23 protein-coding genes are annotated in these 26,785 nt (G+C 68.6%); 9 read left to right on the plus strand and 14 right to left on the minus strand.

All coding sequences use genetic code 11. The annotated features are described in order from the left end of the window. Positions 1–74 precede the first annotated feature (74 nt). Positions 75–719: a winged helix-turn-helix transcriptional regulator gene (locus QM841_RS08125; RefSeq protein WP_283331540.1), complete on the plus strand. Its 645-nt coding sequence runs from the start codon at positions 75–77 to the stop codon at positions 717–719. An 8-nt stretch (positions 720–727) separates the two neighbouring features. On the opposite strand, the gene QM841_RS08130 is transcribed toward QM841_RS08125, so the two are convergent. Further along, positions 728–1,039: a hypothetical protein gene (locus QM841_RS08130; RefSeq protein WP_283331541.1), complete on the minus strand. Its 312-nt coding sequence runs from the start codon at positions 1,037–1,039 to the stop codon at positions 728–730. 164 nt (positions 1,040–1,203) lie between these two features. On the opposite strand from QM841_RS08130, the gene QM841_RS08135 reads away from it, so the two are divergent. Then, a complete protein-coding gene (locus QM841_RS08135; protein ID WP_283331542.1) occupies positions 1,204–1,776 on the plus strand; it encodes a DUF4126 domain-containing protein in 573 nt (190 codons plus the stop codon). A 17-nt stretch (positions 1,777–1,793) separates the two neighbouring features. After that, positions 1,794–2,759 (plus strand): alpha/beta hydrolase family protein, encoded by a 966-nt coding sequence (locus QM841_RS08140; protein WP_283331543.1) that lies wholly within the window; start codon positions 1,794–1,796, stop codon positions 2,757–2,759. Here the strand turns inward: QM841_RS08140 and QM841_RS08145 are convergent, their stop codons facing one another. Both QM841_RS08145 and QM841_RS08150 read right to left on the minus strand, forming a co-directional pair. Further along, complete coding sequence (locus QM841_RS08145; protein ID WP_283331544.1) at positions 2,760–3,851, minus strand: N-acetylmuramoyl-L-alanine amidase; 1,092 nt, start codon at positions 3,849–3,851, stop codon at positions 2,760–2,762. It abuts the gene before it with no gap. A 204-nt stretch (positions 3,852–4,055) separates the two neighbouring features. Further along, the gene (locus QM841_RS08150; RefSeq protein ID WP_283331545.1) at positions 4,056–4,922 is read right to left on the minus strand and encodes a DUF559 domain-containing protein; all 867 of its coding nucleotides are present in this window, start codon (positions 4,920–4,922) and stop codon (positions 4,056–4,058) included. A 402-nt stretch (positions 4,923–5,324) separates the two neighbouring features. Between QM841_RS08150 and QM841_RS08155 the strand changes: the two genes are divergently transcribed. Beyond that, entirely contained in the window at positions 5,325–5,558 is a 234-nt protein-coding gene (locus QM841_RS08155; RefSeq protein WP_005238564.1) for a hypothetical protein, read from the plus strand. A gap of 55 nt (positions 5,559–5,613) precedes the next feature. Here QM841_RS08155 and purH read toward each other — a convergent pair whose 3' ends face one another. The 4 genes from purH to QM841_RS08175 form a co-directional block, all read right to left on the minus strand. Further along, the gene (gene purH, locus QM841_RS08160) at positions 5,614–7,170 is read right to left on the minus strand and encodes a bifunctional phosphoribosylaminoimidazolecarboxamide formyltransferase/IMP cyclohydrolase (protein WP_280784113.1); all 1,557 of its coding nucleotides are present in this window, start codon (positions 7,168–7,170) and stop codon (positions 5,614–5,616) included. Continuing rightward, the gene (purN, locus tag QM841_RS08165) at positions 7,163–7,828 is read right to left on the minus strand and encodes a phosphoribosylglycinamide formyltransferase (RefSeq protein WP_280784114.1); all 666 of its coding nucleotides are present in this window, start codon (positions 7,826–7,828) and stop codon (positions 7,163–7,165) included. Before purN ends, purH begins: the two co-directional genes overlap by 8 nt. A gap of 68 nt (positions 7,829–7,896) precedes the next feature. Beyond that, positions 7,897–9,420 carry a cell division protein PerM gene (locus QM841_RS08170; protein ID WP_502943235.1) on the minus strand — a complete coding sequence of 508 codons (1,524 nt, stop codon included), beginning with the start codon at positions 9,418–9,420 and terminating at the stop codon, positions 7,897–7,899. 112 nt (positions 9,421–9,532) lie between these two features. Beyond that, the gene (locus QM841_RS08175; RefSeq protein ID WP_283331547.1) at positions 9,533–10,603 is read right to left on the minus strand and encodes a DUF5336 domain-containing protein; all 1,071 of its coding nucleotides are present in this window, start codon (positions 10,601–10,603) and stop codon (positions 9,533–9,535) included. 126 nt (positions 10,604–10,729) lie between these two features. On the opposite strand from QM841_RS08175, the gene QM841_RS08180 reads away from it, so the two are divergent. Continuing rightward, positions 10,730–11,356 carry an IMPACT family protein gene (locus QM841_RS08180; RefSeq protein WP_283331548.1) on the plus strand — a complete coding sequence of 209 codons (627 nt, stop codon included), beginning with the start codon at positions 10,730–10,732 and terminating at the stop codon, positions 11,354–11,356. A gap of 60 nt (positions 11,357–11,416) precedes the next feature. On the opposite strand, the gene sucD is transcribed toward QM841_RS08180, so the two are convergent. The 3 genes from sucD to QM841_RS08195 form a co-directional block, all read right to left on the minus strand. Then, positions 11,417–12,319, minus strand: coding sequence for a succinate--CoA ligase subunit alpha (gene sucD / locus QM841_RS08185; protein ID WP_005238543.1), 903 nt, complete (start codon positions 12,317–12,319; stop codon positions 11,417–11,419). 15 nt (positions 12,320–12,334) lie between these two features. Then, positions 12,335–13,504, minus strand: a complete 1,170-nt coding sequence (gene sucC, locus QM841_RS08190) for an ADP-forming succinate--CoA ligase subunit beta (protein WP_005238541.1) — start codon at positions 13,502–13,504, stop codon at positions 12,335–12,337. Between the two features lie 169 nt (positions 13,505–13,673). Beyond that, entirely contained in the window at positions 13,674–15,626 is a 1,953-nt protein-coding gene (locus QM841_RS08195; RefSeq protein WP_283331549.1) for a hypothetical protein, read from the minus strand. Positions 15,627–15,856: 230 nt separating this feature from the next. Here QM841_RS08195 and QM841_RS08200 point away from each other — a divergent pair, with 230 nt between their 5' ends. Then, a complete protein-coding gene (locus tag QM841_RS08200; RefSeq protein WP_283331550.1) occupies positions 15,857–16,918 on the plus strand; it encodes a M23 family metallopeptidase in 1,062 nt (353 codons plus the stop codon). A 76-nt stretch (positions 16,919–16,994) separates the two neighbouring features. On the opposite strand, the gene pcrA is transcribed toward QM841_RS08200, so the two are convergent. Beyond that, positions 16,995–19,481: a DNA helicase PcrA gene (gene pcrA, locus QM841_RS08205; RefSeq protein ID WP_283331551.1), complete on the minus strand. Its 2,487-nt coding sequence runs from the start codon at positions 19,479–19,481 to the stop codon at positions 16,995–16,997. Positions 19,482–19,754: 273 nt separating this feature from the next. On the opposite strand from pcrA, the gene QM841_RS08210 reads away from it, so the two are divergent. Further along, positions 19,755–20,051, plus strand: a complete 297-nt coding sequence (locus QM841_RS08210; RefSeq protein ID WP_005238528.1) for a chorismate mutase — start codon at positions 19,755–19,757, stop codon at positions 20,049–20,051. A 38-nt stretch (positions 20,052–20,089) separates the two neighbouring features. On the opposite strand, the gene QM841_RS08215 is transcribed toward QM841_RS08210, so the two are convergent. Beyond that, positions 20,090–21,544: an NAD-dependent succinate-semialdehyde dehydrogenase gene (locus QM841_RS08215; protein WP_280784121.1), complete on the minus strand. Its 1,455-nt coding sequence runs from the start codon at positions 21,542–21,544 to the stop codon at positions 20,090–20,092. Positions 21,545–21,613: 69 nt separating this feature from the next. Here QM841_RS08215 and pgi point away from each other — a divergent pair, with 69 nt between their 5' ends. After that, the gene (gene pgi / locus QM841_RS08220) at positions 21,614–23,266 is read left to right on the plus strand and encodes a glucose-6-phosphate isomerase (RefSeq protein WP_280784122.1); all 1,653 of its coding nucleotides are present in this window, start codon (positions 21,614–21,616) and stop codon (positions 23,264–23,266) included. Position 23,267: 1 nt separating this feature from the next. Here pgi and QM841_RS08225 read toward each other — a convergent pair whose 3' ends face one another. Next, positions 23,268–24,047, minus strand: a complete 780-nt coding sequence (locus tag QM841_RS08225; protein WP_283331552.1) for an FAD:protein FMN transferase — start codon at positions 24,045–24,047, stop codon at positions 23,268–23,270. A 104-nt stretch (positions 24,048–24,151) separates the two neighbouring features. Here QM841_RS08225 and QM841_RS08230 point away from each other — a divergent pair, with 104 nt between their 5' ends. Further along, a complete protein-coding gene (locus QM841_RS08230) occupies positions 24,152–25,411 on the plus strand; it encodes a hypothetical protein (RefSeq protein WP_283331553.1) in 1,260 nt (419 codons plus the stop codon). A gap of 2 nt (positions 25,412–25,413) precedes the next feature. On the opposite strand, the gene QM841_RS08235 is transcribed toward QM841_RS08230, so the two are convergent. Further along, positions 25,414–26,778: an NAD(P)/FAD-dependent oxidoreductase gene (locus tag QM841_RS08235; RefSeq protein ID WP_283331554.1), complete on the minus strand. Its 1,365-nt coding sequence runs from the start codon at positions 26,776–26,778 to the stop codon at positions 25,414–25,416. Between the last annotated feature and the right edge of the window lie 7 nt (positions 26,779–26,785).

Below are 26,785 nucleotides of genomic sequence, written 5' to 3' on the forward strand. Positions count from 1 at the left end.
AGCAGATCACGTACCAATGTTGCAAAAGGAAACCTATTGATGTCAATAGGCAACTTCGGTCTATAGTTGAAACCATGGCACGGCAGGCTTATGGGCAGTACTGCGGACTCGCGCATGCCCTGGACATCGTGGGACAACGCTGGGCACTGCTCATCGTCCGAGATCTCCTGGTCGGACCGCGGCGATATACGGATCTCAAGCAGGGTTTGCCGGGCATCCCGTCCAACATCCTGTCGGCGCGCCTGAAAGAACTCGAAGACGCCGACGTGATCGCTCGCCGCGCGCTGCCCCGGCCGTCGAACGCGGTGGTCTACGAACTGACCGACTACGGCAACGCCCTGGAGGACGCCGTGAAGTCGCTGGGCCGGTGGGGCGCCCGCACTCTCGGCGAACCCGACCCGGACGATGCCGTGACCGTCGACTCGATGGTGATGGCGCTGCGATCGACGTTCCACCCCGACGCCGCACGGGACGTCACCCTCACCTACGAATTGCGGCTCGGGCCGATCGTGCTGTCCGCCCGCATCGACCGCGGCGCACTCGAGGTCGTGGAGCGCGCAGCCGAGCGGCCCGACCTCGTGATCGAGACCGGGCCGGCGGTGAAGGCACTAATGGCGCGCGAGATCACCCCGGAGGACGCCATCGCTCTCGGCAGCGTGTCCGTCACCGGCGACCCGGCGCTGCTCGCCACGTTCGCCGACGTCTTCAGCATCCCCTGAGGGTCCGCCTACGCGGCGGCACCGTACGCGGACGCGGCGTCCAACTCGCACCAGGCGCAGCGGTAGCACTCGAGTGTCACCGGATCGGCCTCCGCCAGAAGGGAATCGAGCAGGACTCGCGGATCCTCGCGCCAGGCCCGGACCACGTCCGCGACCGCGCGGTTCGAGAACAGACCCGACCCGGTGAGCGCGGACACCCACTCGTCGATCGCTCCCCGGTGAATCCGCTCGACGGCCTCCCGTCGGAATCCGCCGTCGACGAAGTCGAGGGAGAACATGGCGGCGACGACATCACCGGTGGTCAGCTGTACGACGTTCATGGTGCGGCACCTTCCTGGAGTCGGGGGCTGTCCTCGGACGTAATCCGTTGGAACAACTGGTGATGCAGACGCTAATCGCCGATTGTGTGAGTTCTGTGATGCTTCTCTGAGATCTCGGCCGCGATGCCCGCCTGCCGTGATCGCCGAGCTTCGACACTCCGTGCATGGAGACCTGGGTTCTGCCCGGACTGCTCGGCCTCGGCCTCGCCGCCGCGTCGGGACTGCGCACGTTCCTGCCGTTGCTGATGCTCAGCGCCGCGGTGCACTTCGAGGTGCTCGGGATCACCCTGAACGAGTCGATGCGGTGGCTCGGTTCGACCGGGGCGCTGGTCGCGCTGTCGATCGCGACAGTGGTGGAACTGACCGCCGATCTGATCCCGTTCGTCGACAACGTGCTGTCCGTGATCGGCAACGTCACCGGTCCCGTGGCGGGTGTCATCGCGACCTGGGCAGCCTTCGCGGACGTGGACCCGTCGACCGCCGCGATCGCCGGAATCGTCATCGGCGCGCCCACCGCTCTGGCGTTCAGCACCGCGCAGACCGGGACCCGTGCCGTGAGCACGGCCTCCACCGGCGGACTGGCCAATCCCGTGGTGTCGGTGATCGAAGACGTGGTCTCGTTCGTCACATCCCTGATCGCCCTGCTGCTTCCGCTGCTCGTCATCCCGCTACTCGCGTTCCTGCTGTGGTTCGCATGGCGAGGGGTGCAGCGGGTGCGGCGACTGCGCGCGACGTGAACTGGTAGACAGTCCCCATGCCTGACACCGAGATCACGTTCGACAGCGGTGCCGTCACGTACTACGGCAGCCTGCGCACCCCCGACCACCCGAACGGGTCGGCGCCCGCCGCGCTGCTGCTCGCCGGCAGCGGTCCCACCGACCGCAACGGCGACAGCGCCCTGCTCCCCGGTGACATCGGAACGCTCCGCCACCTCGCCGACGTGCTCGAACAGCACGGCATCCCCAGCCTGCGCTACGACAAGATCGGCAGCGGCGAGACCGCCCTCGGCCCTTACGAGGTGGAAGAAGTCGGGGGTCTCGGATTCACCACCTTCGTCGACGCCGCGTCCGCGGGCCTCGACTTCCTGGCCGCCCAACCCGGGGTCGACCCGTCGAGGCTGATCGTCATCGGTCACAGCGACGGCGGACTCGTCGCCCTCGCGCTCGCCACCGCGGAAGACGAGTCGCGGGTGCGCGCCGTCGGACTGCTCGAACCGCTGAGTGTCCGGCTCCTCGATCTGCTCACCACGCAGATCCACGGCCAGCTCGACGCCGTCGTCGGCACCGGCCAGCTGCCGGTGGAGCTGGCCGACGAACTCCGGCTCGCGCTCGCGGACACCGTCGAATCCCTGCGCACGTCGGGCACGATCCCCGACGACCTTCCGGAACCGTTGCAGAACGCCGGGCTGGTCCATGCCAACGCGAAAGCCCTCGCGGAGGAGGACGCTCTCGACCCGCGCGCACTGGCCGGCCGGCTGCCCGCCGGGTTCCCCGTCCTCACCAGTTGCTCCGCCAAGGACATCCAGGTACAGCTCGCGGACGTCGACGGCCTGAACGACGCCCTCGCGCACACCGCGCTGACGCCGGTGCGGATGACGAACGCCAATCACGTCCTCAAGGACGTCGGCGACCGTCCGTCCACCGGACCGGATTACGTGGAACCGCTCCCCTACTCGGCGGAGTTCACCGAACCGTTCAGCAGGTGGATCGCCGCTCTGTGATCAGTTCCCGCCGGCTCCGGTGATCACGGCCATCAGTGTGCTCGCCAGATCGGACACGAGCCCCAGGTTCTTGTCGTTGACGAGATCCTCGAGCCCGTCGAGGCCCTCGACCTCGAGCAGCGGCGCCAGCATCTCCATCAACTCGGAGAACTGCGCCGAATCGGGTGCCGTCGACTTCGGTGCCGCCTTCGGGGTGGTCGCCTTCGGGGTCGTGGTGGTGGTCGACGACGCGCTGTCCTCGCTCGCCTCCGGTGCCGTGGTGGCCGCCGGCGCTGCTGCCAGCTTCTCGGCCGGCGCCGCCTCCGACCCCGTCAGCAGGTAGGTGACGACGCCCGTCGTGATGGTGATCGCGTGCTTCAACTGGCCGTCGGTGCTCTCCAGCTGGGCGGAGTCTTCCTTGTTGGAACCGTTGCCCATCTCGACGAACACCAGCGGAACCTGAGTCAGCGCGGGCCCGGCCACATCGGCGCGGGTCTGAAGGCCGTCGTTCACGCCGGCGTAGTTGGCGGGAACGAATCCGTCGGACTTGTAGGCGTCGCGCATCATCGTCGACGCCTCGAGCCCGCCGCCGGACTGCGCCGCGTCCGCCTTCTCGTCGGGGATGGGCAGCGACGGGATGATCATGTGGAACCCGTGCTTGCTCGCGTCCTCGCCCTGCGCCGTCGAGTCCGCGTGAATGCTCACCGCGAGATCGGCATTCGATTCGCTTGCTGCACGCGCTCTTTCGTCGACGCATCCGCCCCAGCCGGTGTCGTCCTGCCGACTCAGGACGACCTTCGCGCCGAGACTCTCGAGGCTGCTCTTCACCAGCTGGGAGACGTTCCAGTTGATGGTGTGCTCGGGCACCCCGCCGAGCGACGTCATGCCGCTCGTCTGGCAGTCCTTGGTGTTGCCCCGGCCGTCGTTCACCTGCTGCGCGAGGTCGTGGCCCTCGCTGGAACCCTGATGTCCCGGGTCGAGGAACACCGTCATCCCGGACAGTTCGGTGCCGGTCGCCGTCGCCGCGGGTTCCGCCGAAACCTGGGCAGGGATGAGCACGGACGCACCCAGGACGCAGGCGCCGAGGCCGGCCTTGATCGCAAATCGGTTCATAACGGGGATGGGCGCACCGTCGCAGTCCGGGCGCCACTCTCCTTCCACAGGTGCCACTCGAGTCACATCAGCCCCGAGTGAATCAGCTGCACCGTGCGTGCGGGCAGCTCGAGGCCGTATCGAAAGCAACCTGTGACCAAAGTGTGGGGCCGAATGCGCAGTTCCGCCGGCAAACGCCGAGAGGAGTCCTGCGGTTCTGCGCACTCACACCGGAGCACCCGCCTGCCGCACTCGGTCCCGCACTCGCGCGACGATCACCTGCGGCCGCCGACGCAACTGCTCCGCGTTCACCCGCACCACCACCCACCCGAGCTCGGCGAGCCGTTCCATCCGCTCGATGTCCCACGTGCGCTGACGTTCGTCCGACCAGTGATGTTCGCCGTCGTACTCGACGAGCACCTTCCACCTCCTCCAGCCCAGGTCCGCACGGGCGAAGACGCGGCCGCGGCGATCCTCGACCGGTATCTGTGTCTCCGGTGCGGGCAGCCCTCCACGGATCAGGACGAGGCGAGTGCGTGTCTCCGGTGGGGATTCGGCACCGGGATCCACCAACGACACGACGTCACGCAGCGACGCGAGTCCACGTTCGCCCCGATGGCGTCCAGCCACCGACGAAATCTCCGCCGGGCGCAGTCCGGTGTCGTGGCAGAGGGAGTCGAGGACCTCGACGGCGCGATCAACGGGCAGCCATCGGCCCAGGTCGAAGGCTGTCCGCGCCGGAGTGGTGACGAGCATCTCGCCCACGCGACACACTTCGTCCGGCAGGAGGGCATCCGCGCGCACCTCGATGCCGTCGACCGATCGGCGGCTGCCTCGCCGGATGAGCGTCGCCGACTCGCCTACGCCGATCCACCGGGTTCCGTGTACGGCGGCCGCGGAGAAGCCCGCGAGTACCGCTTCGCCGTCGGCCCACAGCCAGGCGGCACGTGCACGTGAGAGCGCTGTCAGTTCGGCACTTCTGTGCACATACACGTCCCGGTGCAGGCGCCGGTAGGTGCGTAAACCGTGCCGCGTGAGCTGCCCGTCCCGCAGCGCTTCGGATCCCCGGAACGGTTGCCGGAATTCCCCCATCGTCGAACCCTGACAGTCCGGCACTCGACAAACGTCGCGAATTCCGGGTCTGTGGATAACGCACGTCGCCATCCACAGAAGCGTCACTGCGCAGAACTGTGGGTAAACATCGAGTACAACCCTGCATTTCTGCGCAGCGGCTGGATAATGGAAGTGCAAACCCTCAACCGGTGATGTACGGTCATCTACCAACCAGCAACGACACGCAGAAAGGTACGGCCATGATGCAGCTTCACGCGCTCTTCGCGTCCGTACCCGCATGGCGTCGCTGCTTCGCCGACAAGCACATCACCAAGTTCGGCGCACCCCGAGAATGTTGAGACTCAACCAAGTCATTCTCGGGCACCCAGGGCAAACCCCTCGGGTGCCTTTTCTTTTACCTTTCACTTTCAGGAGCACCTCATGAAACTTCGTATCAACCAACTGTCCACTTCTCCCCCGTATCTCGATCTGCCGGACGACCTCACCGGTTACGCCGTCACCCTCGACCTGTCGCACTGCGACGCCGCCCACGAGGCCGGTCTGGGTGAGCTGATCAGCGAGGTCCGCAGCCGCGGCGCCGCCCGCGTGGTCATCACCGGTTCGCCTCGCGAACTCCAGGGCACGGGCCGAGCACACGGGGCCGCAGCCGCCTGACGACGCAGAACGGGCCCCGGCATGATGCCGAGACCCGTTCGAGAGTTGCCGAACGCTAGTGCGCGAAGTGCCGTGCACCCGTCAGGTACATGGTGATGCCGGCCTCCTTGGCCGCATCGATCACCTCGTTGTCGCGGACGGAACCACCCGGCTGCACGACTGCCTTGACGCCGGCGTTCGCGAGCACCTGCAGTCCGTCGGGGAACGGGAAGAACGCGTCCGACGCGCCCACCGACCCGACCACCCGGTCACCGGCCCGCTGCACCGCGAGGTGCGCGGAGTCGACGCGGTTGACCTGGCCCATGCCGACGCCGACCGACGCACCGTCGGAGGCGAGCAGGATCGCGTTGGATTTCACCGAACGGCACGCGCGCCACGCGAACTCGAGATCCTTCAGGGTCTGTTCGTCGGCGGCGTCGCCGACGGCCAGCGTCCAGTTGGCGGGGTCGTCGCCCTCGGCGTCGAGCACGTCGCGCTCCTGGAGGAGCGCTCCCCCGGACACGGGACGCAGTTCGATTCCCGTCGCAGTGGGTGCCTGGGCAAGGAGGACGCGAATGTTCTTCTTGCGCTGCAAGACTCCGAGCGCACCGTCCGCGTAGGACGGGGCGATGATCACCTCGGTGAAGATCTCGGCGACCTGCTCGGCCATCTCAACGGTGATCTCGCGGTTCGCGGCGATGACTCCGCCGTACGCGCTGACCGGGTCGCAGGCGTGCGCCTTGCGGTGCGCCTCGGCGATGTCGGCTCCGACCGCGATGCCACACGGGTTCGCGTGCTTGATGATCGCGACAGCCGGTTCGCTGAAGTCGAACGCCGCACGCCAGGCGGCGTCACCGTCGGTGTAGTTGTTGTACGACATTTCCTTGCCGTGCAACTGCTCCGCCTGGGCCAGACCGGCCGGGGCGGCGGGGTTCACGTAGAGGGCGGCCGCCTGGTGCGGGTTCTCGCCGTACCGCAGGACCGCCGAGCGGTCCCAGGTGGCGCCTGCCCACTCGGGGAACTGCGAGTCACCCGGTTCCACCAGTGTGGACGTCATCCAGCTGGCGACCGCGACGTCGTACGACGCGGTGTGCTGGAACGCCTGCGCGGCGAGCGCGGTGCGCTCGGGCAGCGTGAAACCGCCGTCGGCGACCGCGGTGAGCACGTCGTCGTAGCGGGCGGGATCCACCACGACCGCGACGGACGGGTGGTTCTTCGCGGCGGCACGCACCATGGACGGCCCGCCGATGTCGATCTGCTCGACGCACTCGTCGGGGGTCGCCCCCGATGCGACGGTCTGCGTGAACGGATACAGGTTCACGACCACCAGCTGGAACGCCTCGATGCCGAGTTCCTCGAGCTGCGCGAGGTGCTCCGGCTTCCGGGTGTCGGCGAGGACGCCGGCGTGCACCCGCGGATGCAGCGTCTTGACCCGGCCCTCGAGGCATTCGGGGAAGCCCGTCAGCGCCTCGACGGGGGTGACCGGGATGCCGGCGTCGGCGATCTTCGCTGCGGTCGACCCTGTCGACACCAGCTCGACGCCTGCCTTGTGCAGGCCCGTAGCCAGTTCGACCAGACCGGTCTTGTCGTAGACGCTGACGAGCGCTCGGCGTACTGCCTTGCGTTCACTCACTGGGGATCACGGCCTTTCGTCCATCGGAAACAACTCCACGGGTGGCGACAGCGGCGATGACGTCCGCCAACAACCGTCGCTCCACAGTCTTGATGCGCTCGTGCAGGGTCGACTCGTCGTCGCCGTCGAGCACCGGCACGGGTTCCTGCGCCAGGATCGGGCCGGTGTCGACACCCGCGTCCACGAGGTGGACGGTCGATCCCGACACCTTCACGCCGTAGGCCAGCGCATCGGGGACCGCGTGCGCGCCGGGGAATGCGGGCAGCAACGCGGGATGCGTGTTGATGATGCGACCGCCGAAACGGTCCAGGAAGGCGGGGCCGAGGATCTTCATGAACCCCGCCGACACGACGAGCGACGGCTGGTGCGACGCGACTGCCTCGGTCAGCGCGAGGTCCCAGGCGGCACGGTCTGCGTGGTCGCGCAGGCTCACCCGGAAGTGGGGAATGTCCGCCGCGTTCGCGTGGGTGGTCGCGTCACAGTCGCGGTCGACGCCGACGGCGACGATCTCGGCGGGATACCCATCCGTGTGTGTTGCGTCGATCAGCGACCTCAGGAGGGTTCCCGCCCCGGAGGCGAGTACGACGATCCGCGCCGGCGAACCGGTCGTGGGCCTCAGGTGGTCACGCGAGGAAGTCAGCGCTCTACTCCTGAACAATCGAAAGGCCGGGTGAATCGAACGACGGGCAAAAATGGGGGCGGTCGCATCGTCGACCGACCAAGAGCCTAGTCGCTGGGGGTTGCAGGCCCTCGGGGCAGGTCGGCTTCCGGGCTCTCGCCGGCGTCTCCCGTCCCCTCGGGTTCCTCCGTCGCCGGGTCTTCCTCGACCTCGACATCCACCACGACCTCGGTGTCGGAGTCGGTATCTTGCGGTGCAACCGGCGCTGCCGGCGCTTCGGTGTCGTCGACGAGTTCGGCTTCGATCACCCGACTCGGCGCGACGTCTTCGGCGACCACCGGCTCCTCGGTGATCGGGGCGGCTATCGCCGGAACCTCCTCCGCGCCTGGAAGGTGCGGCTCTTCGTCCTCGGTGTCGGCGGCGTCCTCGTCCACGGCGCCCCGGCTCCGATGCCAGGCCACGACCACCGCCGTCACCGCGCCCGCGAGCCCGAGCCACGCGAACGTGAGCAGCCCGAACGCCCACCAGTTCAGCTCGACCGTTCCGAATGCGCCGAGCCTGCCGCCGGACACGAGGCCGAGTACCGCCGTCACCGCGCCCACCCCCGCGGCGGCGGTCAGCACGGTGAACAGCGCTTCCTGCCCGGCGACGCGGCGTCCGCAGTCGCGTCCGAGCATCACACCGATCAGCAGGGGAATCACCAGCAACGCAGGCCACGCACCGCCCGACACCCCGTCTGGGACGGCGCCGAGCAGCGGCAACGGCGGCAGTGAACCACCGACGTTCCCGAACACGCTGACCGAGACGTCCCCGATCTGCGCGGTCCCTCCCATCACCGCGGCCGCGGCACCCACCACGACGTTCGGCAGGTACAGCACCGACAGGATCGTCAGTCCGAGCATTCCGACGACGCCGTCGCCGCGTTCGAGCAGCGAGCCGACCGTCGACCACTCCATCAGCAGCGAGATCGTGACCATGACCGCGCCGGCACCGAGAATCGCCGCCAACGCACGCAGTCCCGGCCGTACCGCGTCCCGGACCCACGACGGAACCTGCGCCCCCAGCGTCGGCCACATCGCGACCGTCACACCGATCGCCGACGCGAGCAGGTGCACGAACAGCACCCATCCGAACGCGGCGAGCGCGTTCGGCGACGACAACGGGATGACCGCCGACGCGTCCGCGATGACAGCGAGGCTGATGGCCGTCACGACCAGCGGTCCGGCCACCGCAGCGCCGATCACCTGCAGAGCATGCCGCCGCGAGGACGCCGGGTGCACCACGCCGGCGCATCCACGGGCGACCACCCACACCATCCCCGCAGTCGGGATCAACGGGAGGACTCCGAGTGACGTGCCGTCGATCGTCAACGGCACCTGGTGGATCGCCAGCCACGACGCCGCGATGGCACCGAACGTTCCCGTGAGATCGCTGTTCGCCGCCACCAGCGTGACGACGATGAGTGCGGACAGCAGGACGACGGTGACACCCGCCGGCCGGAACGCGACCGCGAGCAGCGCCCGCATCTCGTCTGCGTCGGGCACGGGTCGCTGTCGCGGAACTTGCCGCTCCTCGTCACCGACGGCTCGCCGTCGCGCACCCTGTGCGACGCGCTGCGCACGATCAACCAAAGAACTCATCCCCTCGAGAGTGGCACTCCGACGCCGCGACAGCGGTCAGGCGCGCCGCACAGAAGTGGCCTCCGACCACGTTCGGTCAGAGGCCACCTTGCTGGTTGGGCCGCTACTTGTCGTCCCTGTCGGCACGCGTGTCGAACGCCTGGGTCGGCGCGCTGTAGCCCTCCGATTCGGGCTTGTCCGCCGATTCGGCCGGCTTCGCCTCGGTGGGCGGCTGCTCGCCGTACTCCAGCGTGCGCTCGACGGGGGACGACTCCGACTGCGAGCCGTACGCAGGCGCCGCGTGCTGCGCGGAACCGTGGCTGGTCCCGGCCGGGTACTGCGAGCTGGGCGTTCCGGTGGATTGCGACGGGCTCGACGGCTGCGAGTACCCCTGGTACTGCGGCTGCTGGTAGGCGGTGGTCGGGGCGTCGTACGACGCAGACCCGGCACCCGCACCGGCGCCGTAACCGGGCTGCTGGGGCTGCCCGTAGCCCTGGCCGTAGCCGGGCTGGCCCTGCGAGGGCTGACCCTGCTGGCCGTAGCCCTGCTGGCCGTAACCGGGTTGGTTCTGGTGCCCGTAGCCGGGCTGCGACTGGCTCTGCTGCCCGTAGCCCTGCGGCGCGCTCTGGCCGTAGCCCTGCGGCGGCTGTCCGTACGACTGCTGCGGGCCGCCCTGCCCGTAGCCCTGCGGGGCGCCCTGGCCGTAACCCTGCGGCGCCTGACCGGGCTGACCGAAGCCCGCGGCTGCGGACGGCTTGGGTGCCGGCTGCTTGAGGAGTCCGATGTCGAACAGAGTGGCCGCGACGGCCACGGCCGACTGGATGAAGCCGAGAACGAGGATCAGGATTGCGCCCCAACCGGAATCCGCGTCGACGTTGAGGTACACGAACAACGCGACTACCCAGCCGGCGACGGACGCCGCCGCTGCCGCGCCCGCATAGGACTGCTTCGGAAGGAGCGAGACCGCCGCGAGGAGACCACCGAGGAATAGCAGGCCGAGCCCGTCCGTGTTCGCTTCGAACGAGTTGACGGACTCTCGCGCCAAGGTGGCGTACGGGGCGAACCCGAGCAGCAGGTTGAGGACACCGAGAACTGCGACACCGATCAGAAGGAAGAAGCCCAGGCCTTTCGGTTCTCCCCCTGCAGTCGGTTGCGCGGGCGGACCGTAACTCGGTCCTCCGGGCGTGAACGTCATGACTTCTCCTAGTCGACAAGTGGTCGTCTGCGTGCGCTCTTCCGACGCTAGCCTACGTATACCCGTCGGTCACTGCCGTCACTCGCGGCACGCAGCGGCGGGAACAGCGCAGGAGACAATGGTCCGGTGCCGTACACCCTCGCCCCTCGCACCGCCGATCTCACCCTCGAGACGGAGGTGAAGCACTCACGTTTCATCGCCGCCCTGCGGCGCGTCGAGGACGCAGAGGCGGCGCAGGCTTTCGTCCAGGATCAGCGGCGCGCGTATCCCGATGCGCGACATCACTGTTCGGCGTACATCATCGGAAACGGGCCCAGCGACCGGGTCGAGCGTGCGAGCGACGACGGCGAACCCGGTGGCACCGCGGGCATACCGATGCTGCAGGTACTCAAGGCCCGTGATCTCGTCGACGTCACGGTGGTCGTGACACGGTACTTCGGGGGAATCAAACTGGGCGCGGGCGGACTGGTGCGCGCCTACTCGGGCGCGGTGGCCACGGCAGTCGATGCCGCACCGCTCGTGCGAAGGGAACTGCGCTACCTGCACACCCTCGCCGTCGGCCACGCCGAGGCGGGACGCGTCGAGTCGGAGTTGCGTGGGCGGGGCGTCGTCGTGGTGGACACGACTTACGGGGAATCCGCGGTCCTCACCCTCGCGGCGAGGGACTCGGCGGAACTGGCCGATCTGGTCGCTGCCGTCACGTCGGGGACGGGGACACTCGATCCGGCCGGGGAGATGTGGGTCGATGCCTGAACGACCCGTGCGCCTTTTTGGTAGCGGGAGCTACCAAAAAGGCGCACGGGCGCGGAGCGCCTAGGCCTGGACGGTCAGGCTCTGCAGGATCTCGCGAGCGAGCGCAGCGGTCTCGGACGGCGTCTTGCCGACCTTCACGCCGGCAGCCTCGAGGGCGTCCTTCTTGGCCTGCGCGGTGCCCGAGGAACCGGAGACGATGGCGCCTGCGTGGCCCATGGTCTTGCCCTCGGGGGCGGTGAAGCCCGCGACGTAGCCGACGACCGGCTTCGTGACGTTCGCCTTGATGTAGTCGGCGGCACGCTCCTCGGCGTCGCCACCGATCTCACCGATCATCACGATGACCTTGGTCTCGGGGTCCTTCTCGAACGCCTCGATGGCGTCGATGTGGGTGGTGCCGATGACCGGGTCGCCGCCGATGCCGATGGCGGTGGAGAAGCCGAAGTCACGCAGCTCGAACATCATCTGGTAGGTCAGCGTGCCGGACTTGGACACGAGACCGATCGGGCCGGTGCCCGCGATGTTGGCCGGGGTGATGCCGACCAGCGACTCGCCGGGGGTGATGATGCCGGGGCAGTTGGGTCCGATGATGCGGGTCTTGTTGCCCTTGGACACGTTGTACGCCCAGGCGTACGCCGAGTCCTGCACCGGGATGCCCTCGGTGATGACCACGAGCAGCGGGATCTCCGCGTCGATGGCCTCGACGATGGCGTCCTTGGCGAAGGCCGGGGGGACGAACGCGATGGAGACGTCCGCGCCGGTCTTCTCGATGGCCTCGGCGACGGTGCCGAAGACGGGCAGCTCGACGCCGCCGTCGTGGGTGACGGTGGTGCCGGCCTTACGGGCGTTGACACCGCCGACGACCTGGGTGCCGGCCTTGAGCATCAGCGCGGTGTGCTTGGTGCCCTCGCCGCCGGTGATGCCCTGGACGATGACCTTGGAGTCCTTGGTCAGGAAGATAGCCATGTTTTTTGAGTCCCTTTACTTTGCGGCGAAGGCCAGCTCGGCAGCCTTGTCGGCAGCCTCGTCCATGGTTCCGACGACCGTGACCAGCGGGTGGGCGGCCTCGGCGAGGATACGACGACCCTCTTCGACGTTGTTGCCGTCCAGGCGGACGACCAGCGGCTTGTTGGCCTCGTCACCGAGCGTCTTCAGGGCGCCGACGATGCCGTTGGCGACCGCGTCACACGCGGTGATGCCACCGAAAACGTTCACGAACACGCTCTTGACCTGCGCGTCGTTCAGGATGACGTCCAGGCCGTTCGCCATGACCTCTGCGGAGGCGCCGCCACCGATGTCGAGGAAGTTGGCCGGCTTCACGCCACCGTGCTTCTCACCTGCGTAGGCGACGACGTCCAGGGTCGACATGACCAGGCCGGCGCCGTTACCGATGATGCCGACCTCACCGTCGAGCTTGACGTAGTTGAGGTCGTTTTCCTTGGCCTTGAGCTCGAGCGGATCCGTGGCGTCCTTGTCCTCGAACGCCTCGTGGCCGGGCTGACGGAACGCAGCGTTCTCGTCGAGCGTGACCTTGCCGTCGAGTGCGAGGATCTGGTCGTCCGGCGTGCGGACGAGCGGGTTGACCTCGACGAGGAGAGCGTCTTCGTTGATGAAGACCTCCCACAGCTTCTGGATCGTCACGGCCGCTGCGTCGAGCACCTCGGCGGGCAGCTTTCCTGCCTCGGCGATGCTGCGCGCGAACGCGAGGTCGACACCCTTGACGGCGTCGACGGGGATCTTCGCGAGAGCGTCGGGGTTCTCCTCGGCGGTGACCTCGATCTCGACGCCACCTTCGACCGAGCACATGGCCAGGTAGGTGCGGTTGGTGCGGTCGAGCAGGAAGGAGATGTAGTACTCCTCGGCGATGTCACTCGCCTCTGCGACCAGCAGCTTCTTGACGACATGACCCTTGATGTCGAGGCCCAGGATCGCCTCGGCGTTGGCCTGGGCGGCATCGGCGTCGGCGGAGTACTTGACGCCACCGGCCTTGCCGCGGCCTCCGACCTTGACCTGCGCCTTGACCATCACGGGCTTGCCGATTTCTTCGGCAATCTCGCGTGCGCCGGCGACCGTGTCGGTAACACGCCCAGCCGAAGTCGGCACCTCGTGCTTGGCGAAGAGTTCCTTCGCCTGGTATTCGAAGAGATCCATCTGCTCACCGTCTCGTCTGCGTTGACACCCGCTCGAGGGGTAGGAGCGGGTCTGTTTTGGACTTTAACCAGTTGCCGGGCCCGGTCTGCGCCCGCGTGTCTGCTATGTGGTCCACATCACGCGATCTCACGTATTGAGGCGGGCCTCACCGCCGTCGACGGGGCGGACCTCACCGATTTCTGCTGCGTGTCGTGAGGGCCGCGGCAGCCGCAATCAACACTATGCCCACCGTTGTCGGGACGACACCGGCCCCCATTGAGGGATCGGTCACCCGGGCCGCGGTGAGCGGCCACGACAGGAGGTATACCCCCACCACAACGGCCGAACCGAGCAGGAGTGCCACCGCCCGGGCCGGCCGGGCACGTGAGGCGACGATCACTGCGAGGACCACCGCGACGCCCAGTACGACGCGCCCCCACACGTCGAGGTTCCACGGGAACTCCGCGAACGACGCGGGCGCGTATTCGTCGCCGCGTGCGTCGGTCCCGTGGAAGAGCGGCAGTCCCAGTCCGACGAACGCGGCAACCGCCCCGAGGCCACCGACCGCGAGGACCGCGATCGAGGTGGAGGGCTCTTCGGACGTGTCGATCTCCTCGCGTTCCGCCGAACCGGCGAACCACGTCAGCACGCCGGTGACGCCGGCGGTGACGGCCGCACACCACAGCAGCGCCGCGCCGATTCCGGCGCCGATTCCGGGAACGTCGGTGGCGAGCACGACGGACTGCGACACCGAGGCGACGGAGAACGGGATCGTCACCCACAGCACTCCGACCGCCGGCCGGACGGTGGAGGCGAACTCCGACAGCAGCAGCCAGACGCAGCCGACGACGAGCACGAGGGCGGCGACGAGCACGACCCGGGTGGCGTAGACATCGGGGCGCACGGCGTCGGCCGGGATGTCGAGGACGGGGAGCAGGGCACCGGCGGCGGCGAGCACGGCGGTGACGATTCCGGTGGTCCCGGCGGCGACGTGCCAGCGGGCGATTCGAGCGCGGGCCGCGGCGGCCTCGGCTCGCAGCGCCGCCTTGGCGACGCCCTTCGCGGACGGGGCGACGGCCCCCTTCTTCGCCGGGCCGCCCTGAGCCGGCGCGGACGACGAGGGGGTGGCGAGCGTCTTCAGGATCCTGCTGTCGCGAGCCCGGTCGACCATCGGGATGCAGACACCGACGAGTACGAGGACACCGGCGCCGACGGTCCCCCACACCGCGCCGGGCCCGGGCTGGATCCGTTCGCCCGCGGCGAGTCCGGCCACCAGGCGCGTCCCGACCACGCCGAGCGCGGACAGACCGGCACCGACGAGCGCACCGGACGCGACGGGCGGCGAGATGGACGCCAGTGCGGAGGCGACCACGATCAGAGCGGCCGCCGCCAGCAGCCCGGCGCCTGCGGACGCGGCGAGATCCGACTCCACGACCGTCGGGACGAGGATGACCGGATCCTCGGACTCGAAGGCAGGAGCGAACAGCGCGCCGACGAGCACGACGGCGGCGACCACCGCGACCGCGGACGGCAGGAATCCGACACGGGCGCCGGTCGCCCGTCCGACCTGTTCGGAGCTGCGGGCGTCGCCGTAACCGTCCATCAGCGATTCCCGGTGGACCGCGACCATGCCGAGGAGGCCGGCGAAGGCGATCAGCAGGTGTCCGCCGAGGGCGGCGTACGCGCCGGACCCGGCGGCGAGCTCGGCCGCCGTCTCGGGCCGGAACAATTCGAGTCGATTGGCGTCGATGGCGTCCGTCCACAGCTGCGTGTCGAGCACGGCGGCGCCGAGGGACACCGCACCGGCACCGGCCAGCAGCGCACCCGCCACCGCGGTGCGCCGGGCGAGAAGCGCGAGGACGGCGAGAACGGATGCGGCGAGGGCGAAGACGGCAGCCCACAGTGCGGCTGCGCCGATCGCGGACGGCGCGGCCACCCCGTCGGCCGAACGGACGGCGTGCAGGACGGGCGCCGAGGCCACTCCCACACCCCCGACGAGACCCAGGACGACCGCGAGCACGCAACCCCGGCGCGCACGGGCGGGATCGGGCTCCTCGACGGCCGTCAGACCGGTGCCGCCGGACGAGGGAATGCGTTCGGGCTCGGCCCTACGCCCGTCCGGAGATCGAGTTGATGACGCCACAGGCCGACGCTAGCGCTAACCCACTGCCTCCCCCACGTTGTGACACGCGTATTCAGGGGCGAGATTGAACCGAGACGAAAAGTGGGTTCGACGTTTCCCCAGCTCAGTTTGTGATGCCCGTCACATGTAGCCGTTCCTCCGCGTTACAGGTTGCGCGCATCGCAACCGTTTCGTTACCGTCGCCAAGGTCTAAGTCACAGGCAGGTCACGAGCAGGAGGGGGACGGGCGTATGCACCATCGCAGCCAGTTCACGGCCAGCCGTTTTGTGAGTCACCACGATGACGAGTTGCGGGGTCACAACGACGAAGTCGCGCCCACGTACCCCTCGAGGTCGGTCGAGCGTTATCCCGAGACCGATAGTTCTGAGATTTCACGCATGCTCTTCCGCAATTCGCAGTCCACACGCTCCACCCCCGACAGCGTCGACGCCGGCACCGGCTTCGAGACCATCGACACCGAGTCCGAGATTCCCGGCTTCACTCCCCGCAGCGGTTCCGAGTCCTTCGAGGGCGCACCCTCCCACTCCCGCCGCGGAGCCCACCGCATCCCGACTCCCCCCTCAGCTCTCAAAGGTCGCGCCGCAGTCCTCGCCGTCGCAGCGGGCGCCGTAGTCGCCGCGGGCCAGGCCGCCGTCACCAGCGGATCGTCCAGCTCCTCCGACCACTCCGAGGTCGCCCTCGCCAGTGACGAGTCGAGCACCATCGGAACCACCGCCGAGCCACAGGCCGCCCAGTTCTCCACGGTCGCCGACACCGCCGCGTCCGATTCGAACGCCCCGCAGGTCCTCAACATCGCGAACCCGACCGACCTGTCGCAGTTCAGCAACCTGCTCGCCAAGGGACAGCGTTTCAGCGAAGAGCGCGCCGCCCGCGAAGCCGCTGCCCGCCGCCCCCTGTTCGTCCTCCCCGCCGTGGGAACCTTCACCTCCAACTTCGGAAGCCGCTGGGGCACCCTGCACGCAGGCGTCGATATCGCCGCCCCCATCGGCACCCCCATCGTGGCCGTCGCCGACGGCGAGGTCATCGACTCGGGTCCGGCTTCCGGGTTCGGCATGTGGGTCCGCCTCAAGCACGCCGACGGCACCATCACCGTCTACGGCCACATCAACACCTCCACCGTCACCGTCGGCCAGAAGGTCATGGCGGGCGACCAGATCGCCACCGTCGGCAACCGCGGCTTCTCCACCGGCCCGCACCTGCACTTCGAGGTCCACCTCGCCGGCGAGAACAAGATCGATCCCCTCCCCTGGCTGGCCTCCCGCGGCATCAGCCTCGGCCCCGAGATGGACTGACCGAAACCTTTCGGCACCACCCGAACACACGACTGCGGCGCATGCATTGCATGCGCCGCAGTTGTCTTTCGTGTCTCTACAGCTTGACCATCGGGACGCCACCGATCAGCATCAGCCGGACCTTGCCCGCGCTGCCGAAATCGATGGTGACCGTCGCGGTCGGGCCTGCGCCCTTGGTCTCGAGGACCGTGCCGAGGCCGTACTTGTCGTGACTGACACGGTCGCCGACCGTGAGCACCAGGTTGTTGTTGCGGGAGCGGGCGGCGCCGAAGCTCGGCGTGCCCGCCGACCCGCCGCCGTAACCGAAACCGCCACCGAAGCCCTGGCCGCCGTATCCCGATCCACGCGCACGGCCACCGCCGATCGCACCCCCCGAACCGATACCGGTGCCCGGGTCCTCACGACGCCAGTGCACGAGATCCGATGGGATCTCCTGCAGGAACCGCGACTCCGGGTTCTGGATGGGCTGGCCCCACGCCGACCGCATGACGGCCCGCGTCAGATACAGCCGCTGCCGGGCACGGGTGATGCCCACGTATGCGAGCCGGCGCTCCTCCGACAGTTCCGTGGGGTCGCCGAGAGCCCGCATGTGCGGGAACTGACCGTCTTCCCACCCGGTGACGAAGACGACGGGGAACTCGAGCCCCTTCGCGGTGTGCAGGGTCATCAGCGTGACGACGCCCTCATCGTTGTCGGGTAGCTGATCGGAGTCCGCGACCAGGGACACCCGTTCGAGGAACGCGGCGAGGGAACCGGGATCGGGTTCACCGTCCCGGGCGTCGACGTCGCCGTCCTCCGGCGGTTCCACGAGGCCGGCCGCGTTCCGCGCGTCGGAGCTGAACTCACGCGCCACGCTCACGAGTTCGTTGAGGTTGTCGAGACGCGCCCCGTCCTGAGGGTCGCTGCTCGCCGCGAGCTCGGCGCGGTAGCCTGTCCGCTCCAGGACCGCCTCGACGACGTCGCCGATGTCGCCGAGCTGGTCGGGGACGACGTCATCCGCAGTGGTCTCCGGCGGGAGCAGCACCCGCAGTCCGTCCATGAGCTCGAGGAACGACGCGATGGCCTTCTGGGAACGGGTGTTCAGCAGCGATACGCGGCCCTCACCGCCGTCCCGCAGTGCCTCCGCGAAGCTGATGCCCCGCTGCTCGGAATGGACGGCCACACACGCCTCGGCGCGGTCGCCGATGCCGCGGCGGGGTGTGTTGAGAATCCGGCGCAGGCTGACGGTGTCGTTCTCGTTCGCGAGGACTCGGAGATACGCGACGATGTCCCGCACCTCCTTGCGCTCGTAGAACCGCACTCCGCCGACGACCTTGTACGGAACGCCGAGCCGGATGAAGATCTCCTCGAGGGCACGGGACGAGTTGTTGGTGCGGTAGAACACGGCGACGTCACCGAACTTGGCGTCGCCGGAATCGACGAGCTTGTCGATCTCGGACGCCACGAACGACGCCTCGTCGTGCTCGTTGTCCGCGACGTAGCCGGTGATGAGCTCACCCACACCCGAATCGGTCCACAGCCGCTTCTCACGCCGGCCGGTGTTCTTCGAGATCACCGAGTTGGCCGCCGACAGGATGTTCTGGGTGGAGCGGTAGTTCTGCTCCAGCAGGATGGTGCGGGCGTCCGGGTAGTCGCGCTCGAACTCCTCGATGTTGCGGATCGTGGCGCCGCGGAACGCGTAGATCGACTGATCCGCGTCGCCCACCACACACAGCTCGGCCGGGGCGACCCGGTGGTCCGCGTCCTCGCCGTCCGCGGTTCCGCCGACCAGCTCGCGCACCAGCATGTACTGGGCGTGGTTCGTGTCCTGGTACTCGTCGACCAGCACGTGGCGGAACCGTCGACGGTAGTACTCCGCCACCTGGGGGAACGCCTGCAGCATCGCGACCGTCTCGCCGATCAGGTCGTCGAAGTCCAGCGCGTTCGCCGAACGCAACCGCTGCTGGTAGTGCCCGTACACCTTGGCGATCAGCCGAGGCAGTTCCGCCGGATCCTTGTCGGCGTCGGCGCTCGCCTGCTCGGGATCGACGAGCTCGTTCTTGAGATTCGAGATGTGGGTGGCGAGCAGCCGAGCCGAGTAGCGCTTGGTGTCGATGTTGAGATCCTTGGCGATCATCGTCAGCAGTCGCCGCGAGTCGTCCGCGTCGTAGATGGAGAAGTTCGAGTTGAGGCCGGGGAGCAGCGCCGCCTGGGCCCGCAGGATCCGCACGCAGCTCGAGTGGAACGTGGACACCCACATGCTGTTGGCCCTGGGGCCGACGAGGTGGGCGACGCGTTCCCGCATCTCCGCGGCAGCCTTGTTGGTGAACGTGATGGCCAGGATCTGACCGGGCATCACCCCCCGCTCGGCCAGCAGATATGCGATGCGGCGGGTGAGCACAGCCGTCTTGCCCGAGCCCGCACCCGCGACGATCAACAGCGGAGAACCGGCGTGCACGACCGCTTCCCGTTGCTGTGGGTTGAGGCCCTGGAGGAGCGCATCGGACCCTGCGCGCGCCGGTGCGGCGGCGTGCGGAGTCGACGTGGCGCTCAGGGGAGAAGCGGTGCCGGAGATAGTGTTCATCAACTATCAAACTTACCGGCGTGTACCGACAGCGTCACAGCCGCTTGGCCTGCGCGGTACCGCCATGGCAAACTGGTACACATGTTCAGTCCGCCGTCGCGCCCCCTGTGGCGATTTTTTTACGGGTACCGGCCTCCGGTGCCCGTGAACTGAACAGCTCACGAGCCCCGAGGTCCGCACCGGATCCGGGGCTTTTTTCGTCAAACGAGCCTGGATCGGTAACGACTCGAGCCAAAACAACGATCCAAGTTCTGACAAGAGGGAGACGAACCAATGAGCACTCAGACCGTCGCATCAGCCGCCAAGGAAACCGCTGTGCCCACCAGCGAGGCCGAGATCGAGGTTCTCCGTCAGGAGATCGACAAGCTCGACGCCGAGATTCTCGCCGCTATCAAGCGCCGCGCTGAGGTCTCGCAGCTCATCGGGCGCACCCGGATGGCGTCCGGCGGTCCCCGCCTCGTCCACAGCCGTGAGATGAAGGTGCTCGAGCGGTTCAACGAGCTCGGCCAGGAAGGCCACACACTCGCCATGCTGCTGCTGCGCCTCGGGCGCGGCCGCCTCGGTCACTGATTTCCCGAAGCGGCCTGCCCGTCCCCCGACGGCGGTCGCTACGGCTCGAGTGCCACGTACTTGGTCTCCAGGTACTCCTCGATGCCTTCACTGCCCCCTTCGCGCCCGAAGCCTGACGCTTTGACGCCGCCGAAGGGGGCAGCGGTGTCCGAGATGACTCCCCGGTTGATGCCGACCATGCCCGATTCGAGGGCGTCGGCCACCCGGAGTGCACGGTCCAGATCCCGGGTGAAGATGTACGACGCCAGGCCGAACTCCGTGTCGTTGGCCGCGGCGATGCCCTCCTCCTCGGTGTCGAACCCGGCGATCGCGACCACCGGCCCGAACACCTCCTCCTTCAGGATCCGAGCCTGCGCGGGGATCTCGTCCAGCACGGTCGCCGGGTAGAAGTAACCGGGACCTTCCGGTGCGACCCCGCCGAGCCGCACCCGGGCACCGGCGCCGACGGCGTCCTGCACCAGTTCCCCGACCTTCTCGAGTTGGTCCGCGTTGATCAGCGGGCCGAGCGTCGTGTCGGAGTCCGTGCCGGGTCCGAGCGTGTACGAGGACAGCTTGTCGACGAGCTTCGCGGTGAACTCCTCCCGCACACTGTTCGCGACGTGGAAGCGATTGGCCGCGGTGCAGGCCTCGCCGCCGTTGCGCATCTTGGCGAGGACGGCGCCCGCCACCGCCTTGTCCACGTCGGCGTCGTCGAAGACCACGAACGGCGCGTTCCCGCCGAGTTCCATGGACGTGCGCAGCAGCCCCTTCGCCGACTTCTCGACGAGCATCCGGCCGACCCCGGTCGAGCCGGTGAACGTGAGCTTCCGCAGCCGGGGGTCGTCGAGCAGTGGACCGGTCACCTCCCCCGACTTCGACGTCGGCAGCACGGACAGCACGCCCTTCGGGAGCCCCGCGTCGGCCATCACCTCGGCGAGCAGGAGCATCGTCAACGGAGTCTCGGAGGCGGGTTTGACGATCATCGTGCAGCCGGCCGCCAGTGCGGGTCCGATCTTGCGGGTGCCCATCGCGAGCGGGAAGTTCCACGGTGTGATCGCCAGACACGGCCCGACGGGTTGCTTGGTCACCAGGATGCGTCCGTTCCCCGCGGGTGCCGGTGTGTAGCGGCCGGCGATACGCACGGCCTCCTCGCTGAACCACCGGAAGAACTCGGCGCCGTACTTGACCTCCGCCGCGCTCTCCGGCAGCGCCTTGCCCATCTCCAGCGTCATCAGCAGCGCGAAGTCGTCGGCCCGGGCCGTGATCTTCTCGAACACCGCGCGGAGCAGTTCCCCGCGCTCACGTGCCGGCGTCGCCGCCCACTCCCGCTGCACCGCGACCGCGGCGTCGAGCGCTTTCATCGCGTCGGCGGGACTGGCGTCCGCCACCTCGGTGAGCGCGTCACCGGTCGCGGGGTCGAAAACGGTGAACGTGGCGCCGTTCTCGGCGTCACGCTTCTCGCCGCCGAGGAAGAGGGTTGTGGGAACGGTTCGCATGAGTTCGACAGCATCCATGACGTCCATCATGCGCCGCACCGAAGTTCGCACGGAAGTTTCGACGCGCGGGCATTAAGCTCAAATCTCGTGAGCTCAGACATCACCGGAACCGCTGCCTGGCAGAAATTGCGTGATCATCACGCTCAAATTCAGTCCGTCCATCTTCGAGAACTCTTCGAGAAGGACCCGGCACGCGGGCAGGAGCTCACCGTCTCGGCCGGCGACCTGTACATCGACTACAGCAAGCACCGCATCGACCGCGACACCATCGGGTTGCTCCTCGAACTGGCCCGCAGTGCCGACCTGGAGGCACGCCGGGACGCGATGTTCGCGGGCGAGCACATCAACACCTCCGAGGACCGCGCCGTCCTCCACACGGCGCTGAGGCTCCCCGCCGACGCGTCTCTCGTCGTCGACGGGCAGGACGTCGTCGCCGACGTCCACGAGGTCCTCGACCGCATGGGCGACTTCACGGATCGGGTGCGCTCCGGTGAATGGCGCGGCGCGACGGGCGAGCGAATCAAGACCGTCGTCAACATCGGTATCGGCGGATCGGATCTGGGTCCGGTGATGGTGTACCGCGCGCTGCGGCACTACGCCGACGCGGGCATCAGCGTCCGGTTCATCTCCAACGTCGACCCCGCCGACCTGGTGCGCAGCCTGCAGGGCCTCGACCCGGCCACCACCCTGTTCATCGTGGCGTCCAAGACGTTCTCGACGCTCGAGACGCTCACCAACGCCACCGCCGCGCGCCGGTGGCTGCTGGGCGGTCTCGGCCTCGGAAACGAAGCGGTCGCAAAGCATTTCGTCGCCGTCTCGACGCACGCGGATCGGGTGTCGGAGTTCGGAATCGACACGGCCAACATGTTCGGATTCTGGGATTGGGTGGGTGGCCGGTACTCGGTCGATTCCGCCATCGGGCTGTCGGTGATGGCGGCGATCGGCAAGGAGCGTTTCGCGGAGTTCCTCGCCGGCTTCCACGCCGTGGACGAACACTTCCGGACGGCGCCGCTCGAGGAGAACGCGCCGGTCCTGCTCGGCCTGATCGGCCTCTGGTACTCGAACTTCTTCGGCGCCGAATCCCGTGCCGTGCTGCCCTATTCCAACGACCTCGTGCGGTTCGCGGCCTATCTGCAGCAGTTGACGATGGAATCGAACGGCAAGTCGGTGCGCGCCGACGGCACACCCGTCCCCACGTCCACCGGTGAGATCTTCTGGGGCGAACCCGGAACCAACGGGCAGCACGCCTTCTACCAGCTCCTGCACCAGGGCACGCGGCTCGTCCCCTCCGATTTCATCGGTTTCGGCGAACCCACCGACGACCTGCCCACGGCGGACGGCACCGGCAGCATGCACGACCTGCTGATGAGCAACTTCTTCGCCCAGACGAAGGTCCTGGCGTTCGGCAAGACGGCCGAGGAGATCGCGGCCGAGGGAACGCCCGAACATCTGGTGCCGCACAAGGTCATGCCCGGCAACCGGCCGTCCACCACGATCCTCGCGCCGAAGCTCACCCCGTCGGTGATCGGACAGCTGATCGCCCTGTACGAGCACCAGGTATTCGTCGAGGGCGTCGTGTGGGGCATCGACTCGTTCGACCAGTGGGGTGTCGAGCTCGGCAAGACGCAGGCCGTCGAGTTGCAGCCGGTGCTTACCGCGGCGGAAGAACCGGCCACGCAAAGCGATTCGTCGACGGACAGCCTGGTGCGCTGGTACCGCCGTCAGCGCGGACGGGCCTGATTCACCAGCTCTCGGTGGTGTAGACCCGGCCCGACCGGTCCACCAGCCGGGCGCGCAACTCGTGCTGTTCGATCCAGCGGATCGCACCGATGCCGCGGGCGAGGGCAGCGACGCTGGCCGCGTACGCCCAGAGCGCGTCGTCGGCGATCACCGACACGGTCTCCCACTCGGTGGCGGTGGGTGGTTCGGCAGCCGGGGGCGCGAACGCCGTCGCCATCGCCGTCCCGTTCACCAGTTCGACCTCGCCGTCGCCGGGCACCGCGATCTGCCAGCCGCCGGCGGGACAGTGCCCGGCCGTCGCGACGACGTCGCCGATACGCACGGCGGCCCCGCACTCGAGTTGGCGGGCCACCAGTTCCGCCGCCCGGTCCACCGTGTCGGCCTTGGCGGTGTCGGTGATGTCGAACGAGGCGCCCCACGGCGCGAACACGACGTCGTCGTCGATCTGGACGTCGAGGAAGCTGGGTGCCGGGTGCACGGTGGGGATCAGGTCCTCGTCAGGAGATTCGGTGGCGAGCGGGTTCACCACCCCGTCGGTCATCCGGGCGGCCCAGAGCGCCGACCGCAGCAGTGCGGACATCCGCCGGCTGACCTTCACCGGCGCGCCCTGCGAGAGGTTGACGGCGTGGATCTCGGCGTCGCCGCGGTGGATGTCGCAGACCGATTCGGTCTCGTCGATGACGGCCGCGATCAGCGCTGCAGCCTCGGGTAGGGCGGCGCCTTCGGTGACGTCGACTTCCACGACGGAACCCCACACCTTCCATTTCTCGACGCTAACCATGGTGTTCTCCGTGTGCGGTCCGTACAGCGCTGCACTTCCAGTATGCGCCGGCTGTCCAGAGGTCGGCCTCCTGCGACCACCTCGACCGGTCGTACACTTCGCTGGTGAGCGCCCGATTGAGCGTCGTCGACGAGATGTTCCTGCGCACCCATCGGGGGTGGGGAACGCCGATCGTGATGCAGGGCCTGTGGCGTACCGACGGGGAGGTGACCGCCTCGACCCTCGATGCCCTGAGCGCAGACTTCGCCCGCGGACCGCTGGGCAGGCGGGTGGTGCGTCCGCGGATTCCCGGCGCGCGGCCCCGGTTCGAGCCGAGTACCGACGCCTTTCCCGTCGAAGACGCGGAGATCCAGGCCGGGGCGGTCCTCGCCTGGGCCGACGAGCAGGGCTCGTTGTCGGTGGACCCCGAGCGAGGTCCCGCCTGGCGTCTGGCGTGCGCACGACCGGCCGGCGGCGGCACGGTGCTGTCGCTGGTGTGTTCGCACGTGATCGCGGATGCGCGCGGGCTGGCGGCCGCCATCGCGGCGGCGCTGCGGGGACTACCCCCGTCGGATCAGGGAGGTGCGGAAGGCGCTGTCGCGGACATGTGGGACGCCACCCGGCTCGCCCGCCGCGTGACCGAGGGAACCGTGCGTGCGGTCACCGGTCTCGTGGTGAGCGGGGCCCGTCGCGCGGAACTCCGCCGCTTCCTGCACGTGAGTGGCAATGCGTCCCCCGGCACACTTTGCCACTCACCTGTGTCGGCGGTGCTGGACGTGGACGCCGAACGGTGGGACGCCGCCGCGGAGCAGGCAGGCGGAACCCCGAACAGCCTGTTCCTGGCCGTGGTGGCCGAATTGGCGCGGCGGGACGGCGAGTCCCGCCCGCTCACGATCAGTGTGCCGATGGACCTGCGGGGCGCGGCCACCTCGTCGGGTACCGCGAACTCCGTCGCCATGGTCGAGGTGGATGTCGGCCCGCAGGACACCGTCGCGGACGTTCGGGCGGCGAGCCGCGCGGCGTTCTCCGCGCCCGCGATGACGAGTCCGGCCGGGTTCCCGGAGGAGATGCTGCAACTGGTCCCCGACCGGGTGGCGCATGCCCTCACGGGCAGACCCGGCGAACGGGACGTGCTGTGTTCGAACATCGGACCGCTACCCGAGGCGCTCGTCTCGATCGGCGGTCACCGCGCCACCGGCATCGCCACCCGGGCCGTGCATCCGGGTGTCGTGACCAGCCGCACCCGGCTCTCCGCCTATCTCAGCCGATTCGGCGGCAGCTACACCCTCGCGCTCGAATCGCTGGACAGCCCGGACCACGCCGCGCTCCGGGAGCGAGCGGCGAACGTCCTCGCCCGCCACCGGCTCGACGCACGGAGCTGGTGACGTCAGGACTCGGACGCGGGTTCGGCGTAGGGCTGACGCGCCGACTGCGGATCGCCGTAGGTGATCGCCCGCTCCCGGCGCGTCCGCGACGCCAGCGTGACGGCCCAGTTGAGCAGGGTGCCGAACCGGTTGCGGTACCCGGCGAGGAACGCGATGTGGATGGCGCCCCACGACACCCAGCCCAGGAACCCGGACATCCGGATCGGGCCCGCCTGAAGCAGCGCATGCCTGCGGGCGATGTACGCCGCGCTCCCCAGGTCGCGGTACTTGAAGGGTTTGCGGTCGGGCGTTCCCCCCGCGACCGTGCGGGCGATGCACCCACCGACGTGCCTGCCGCCCTGCATCGCGACCTCGGCCACGCCGGGGAGGTCGTTCAGCGACATCAGGTCGCCGATCACCCAGACGTTCGGGTGTCCGGGCACGGTGAGGTCGGGTTCGACGGCGATGCGCCCGCCCTGAATCTGCTTCACGCCCAGCGCATTCGCGAGAGCTTCCGCGAACGGCACGGCCTCGACGCCCGCGGTCCAGAGGATCGTGCGAGCCCCGTAGCGCTTCTTGGTGCGCGCAGCATTCTTGGCCGTCGTCTCGATGCTGGTCTCGCAGACGTCGGTGACGTGCACCCCGAGGTGCGTTTCGACGCCGATCTTGTCGAGGGTCCGCTGCGCCGCCGCGGACAGTTTCCGATTGAACGACGGGAGAACGCGGTCGCCGCCGTGGAACAGCAGAACCCGGGCCTCGCAGGGGTCGATGGACTGGAACTCGTGGGCGAGAGCGTGCACGGCGAGTTCCCGGATCTGACCCGCCAGTTCGACCCCGGTGGGCCCACCGCCCGCGACGGCGAAGGTCAGCCACGGCCTGCGTTCCTCCGCGGTGGGCAGCGATTCGGCCATCTCGAAGGCGCAGATCAGCTTCCGGCGAATGGCGAGCGCGTCGTCGAGGGTCTTCATCCCCGGCGCCCATTGGATGTACTCATCGTGCCCGTGGTACGTCTGTCGCATGCCCGCGGCGACGATCAGGTAGTCGTAGGGCAGGTCGAATGTGGATCCGTCGAAGCGACTGGCGGTCAGGACCCTGCTGACGGCGTCGATCGCGTGCGCCTCCCCGAGGGCGACGTGCACGTTGCGGTTCCCACGCAGCAGGTGCCGCAGCGGGCTGCTGATCTCGCCCTCGGAGAGCAACCCCGTCGCGCATTGATAGAGCAGCGGCTGGAAGAGGTGGCTGGTTCCCCGGTCCAGCAGGGTGACGTCCACGTCGACGTCGCGGAGCCGCCGGGCGGCGTGGATTCCGCCGAACCCTCCCCCGACGATGACGACACGCGGCCTCGAACGCTGCAGGCCGAGGGACGAGGATTCCTGGGCGGTCGTCATAGGTCAG

It is taken from the genome of Rhodococcus sp. IEGM 1307 (genome assembly GCF_030056915.1).
Lineage (GTDB): Bacteria > Actinomycetota > Actinomycetes > Mycobacteriales > Mycobacteriaceae > Rhodococcus_F > Rhodococcus_F opacus_D.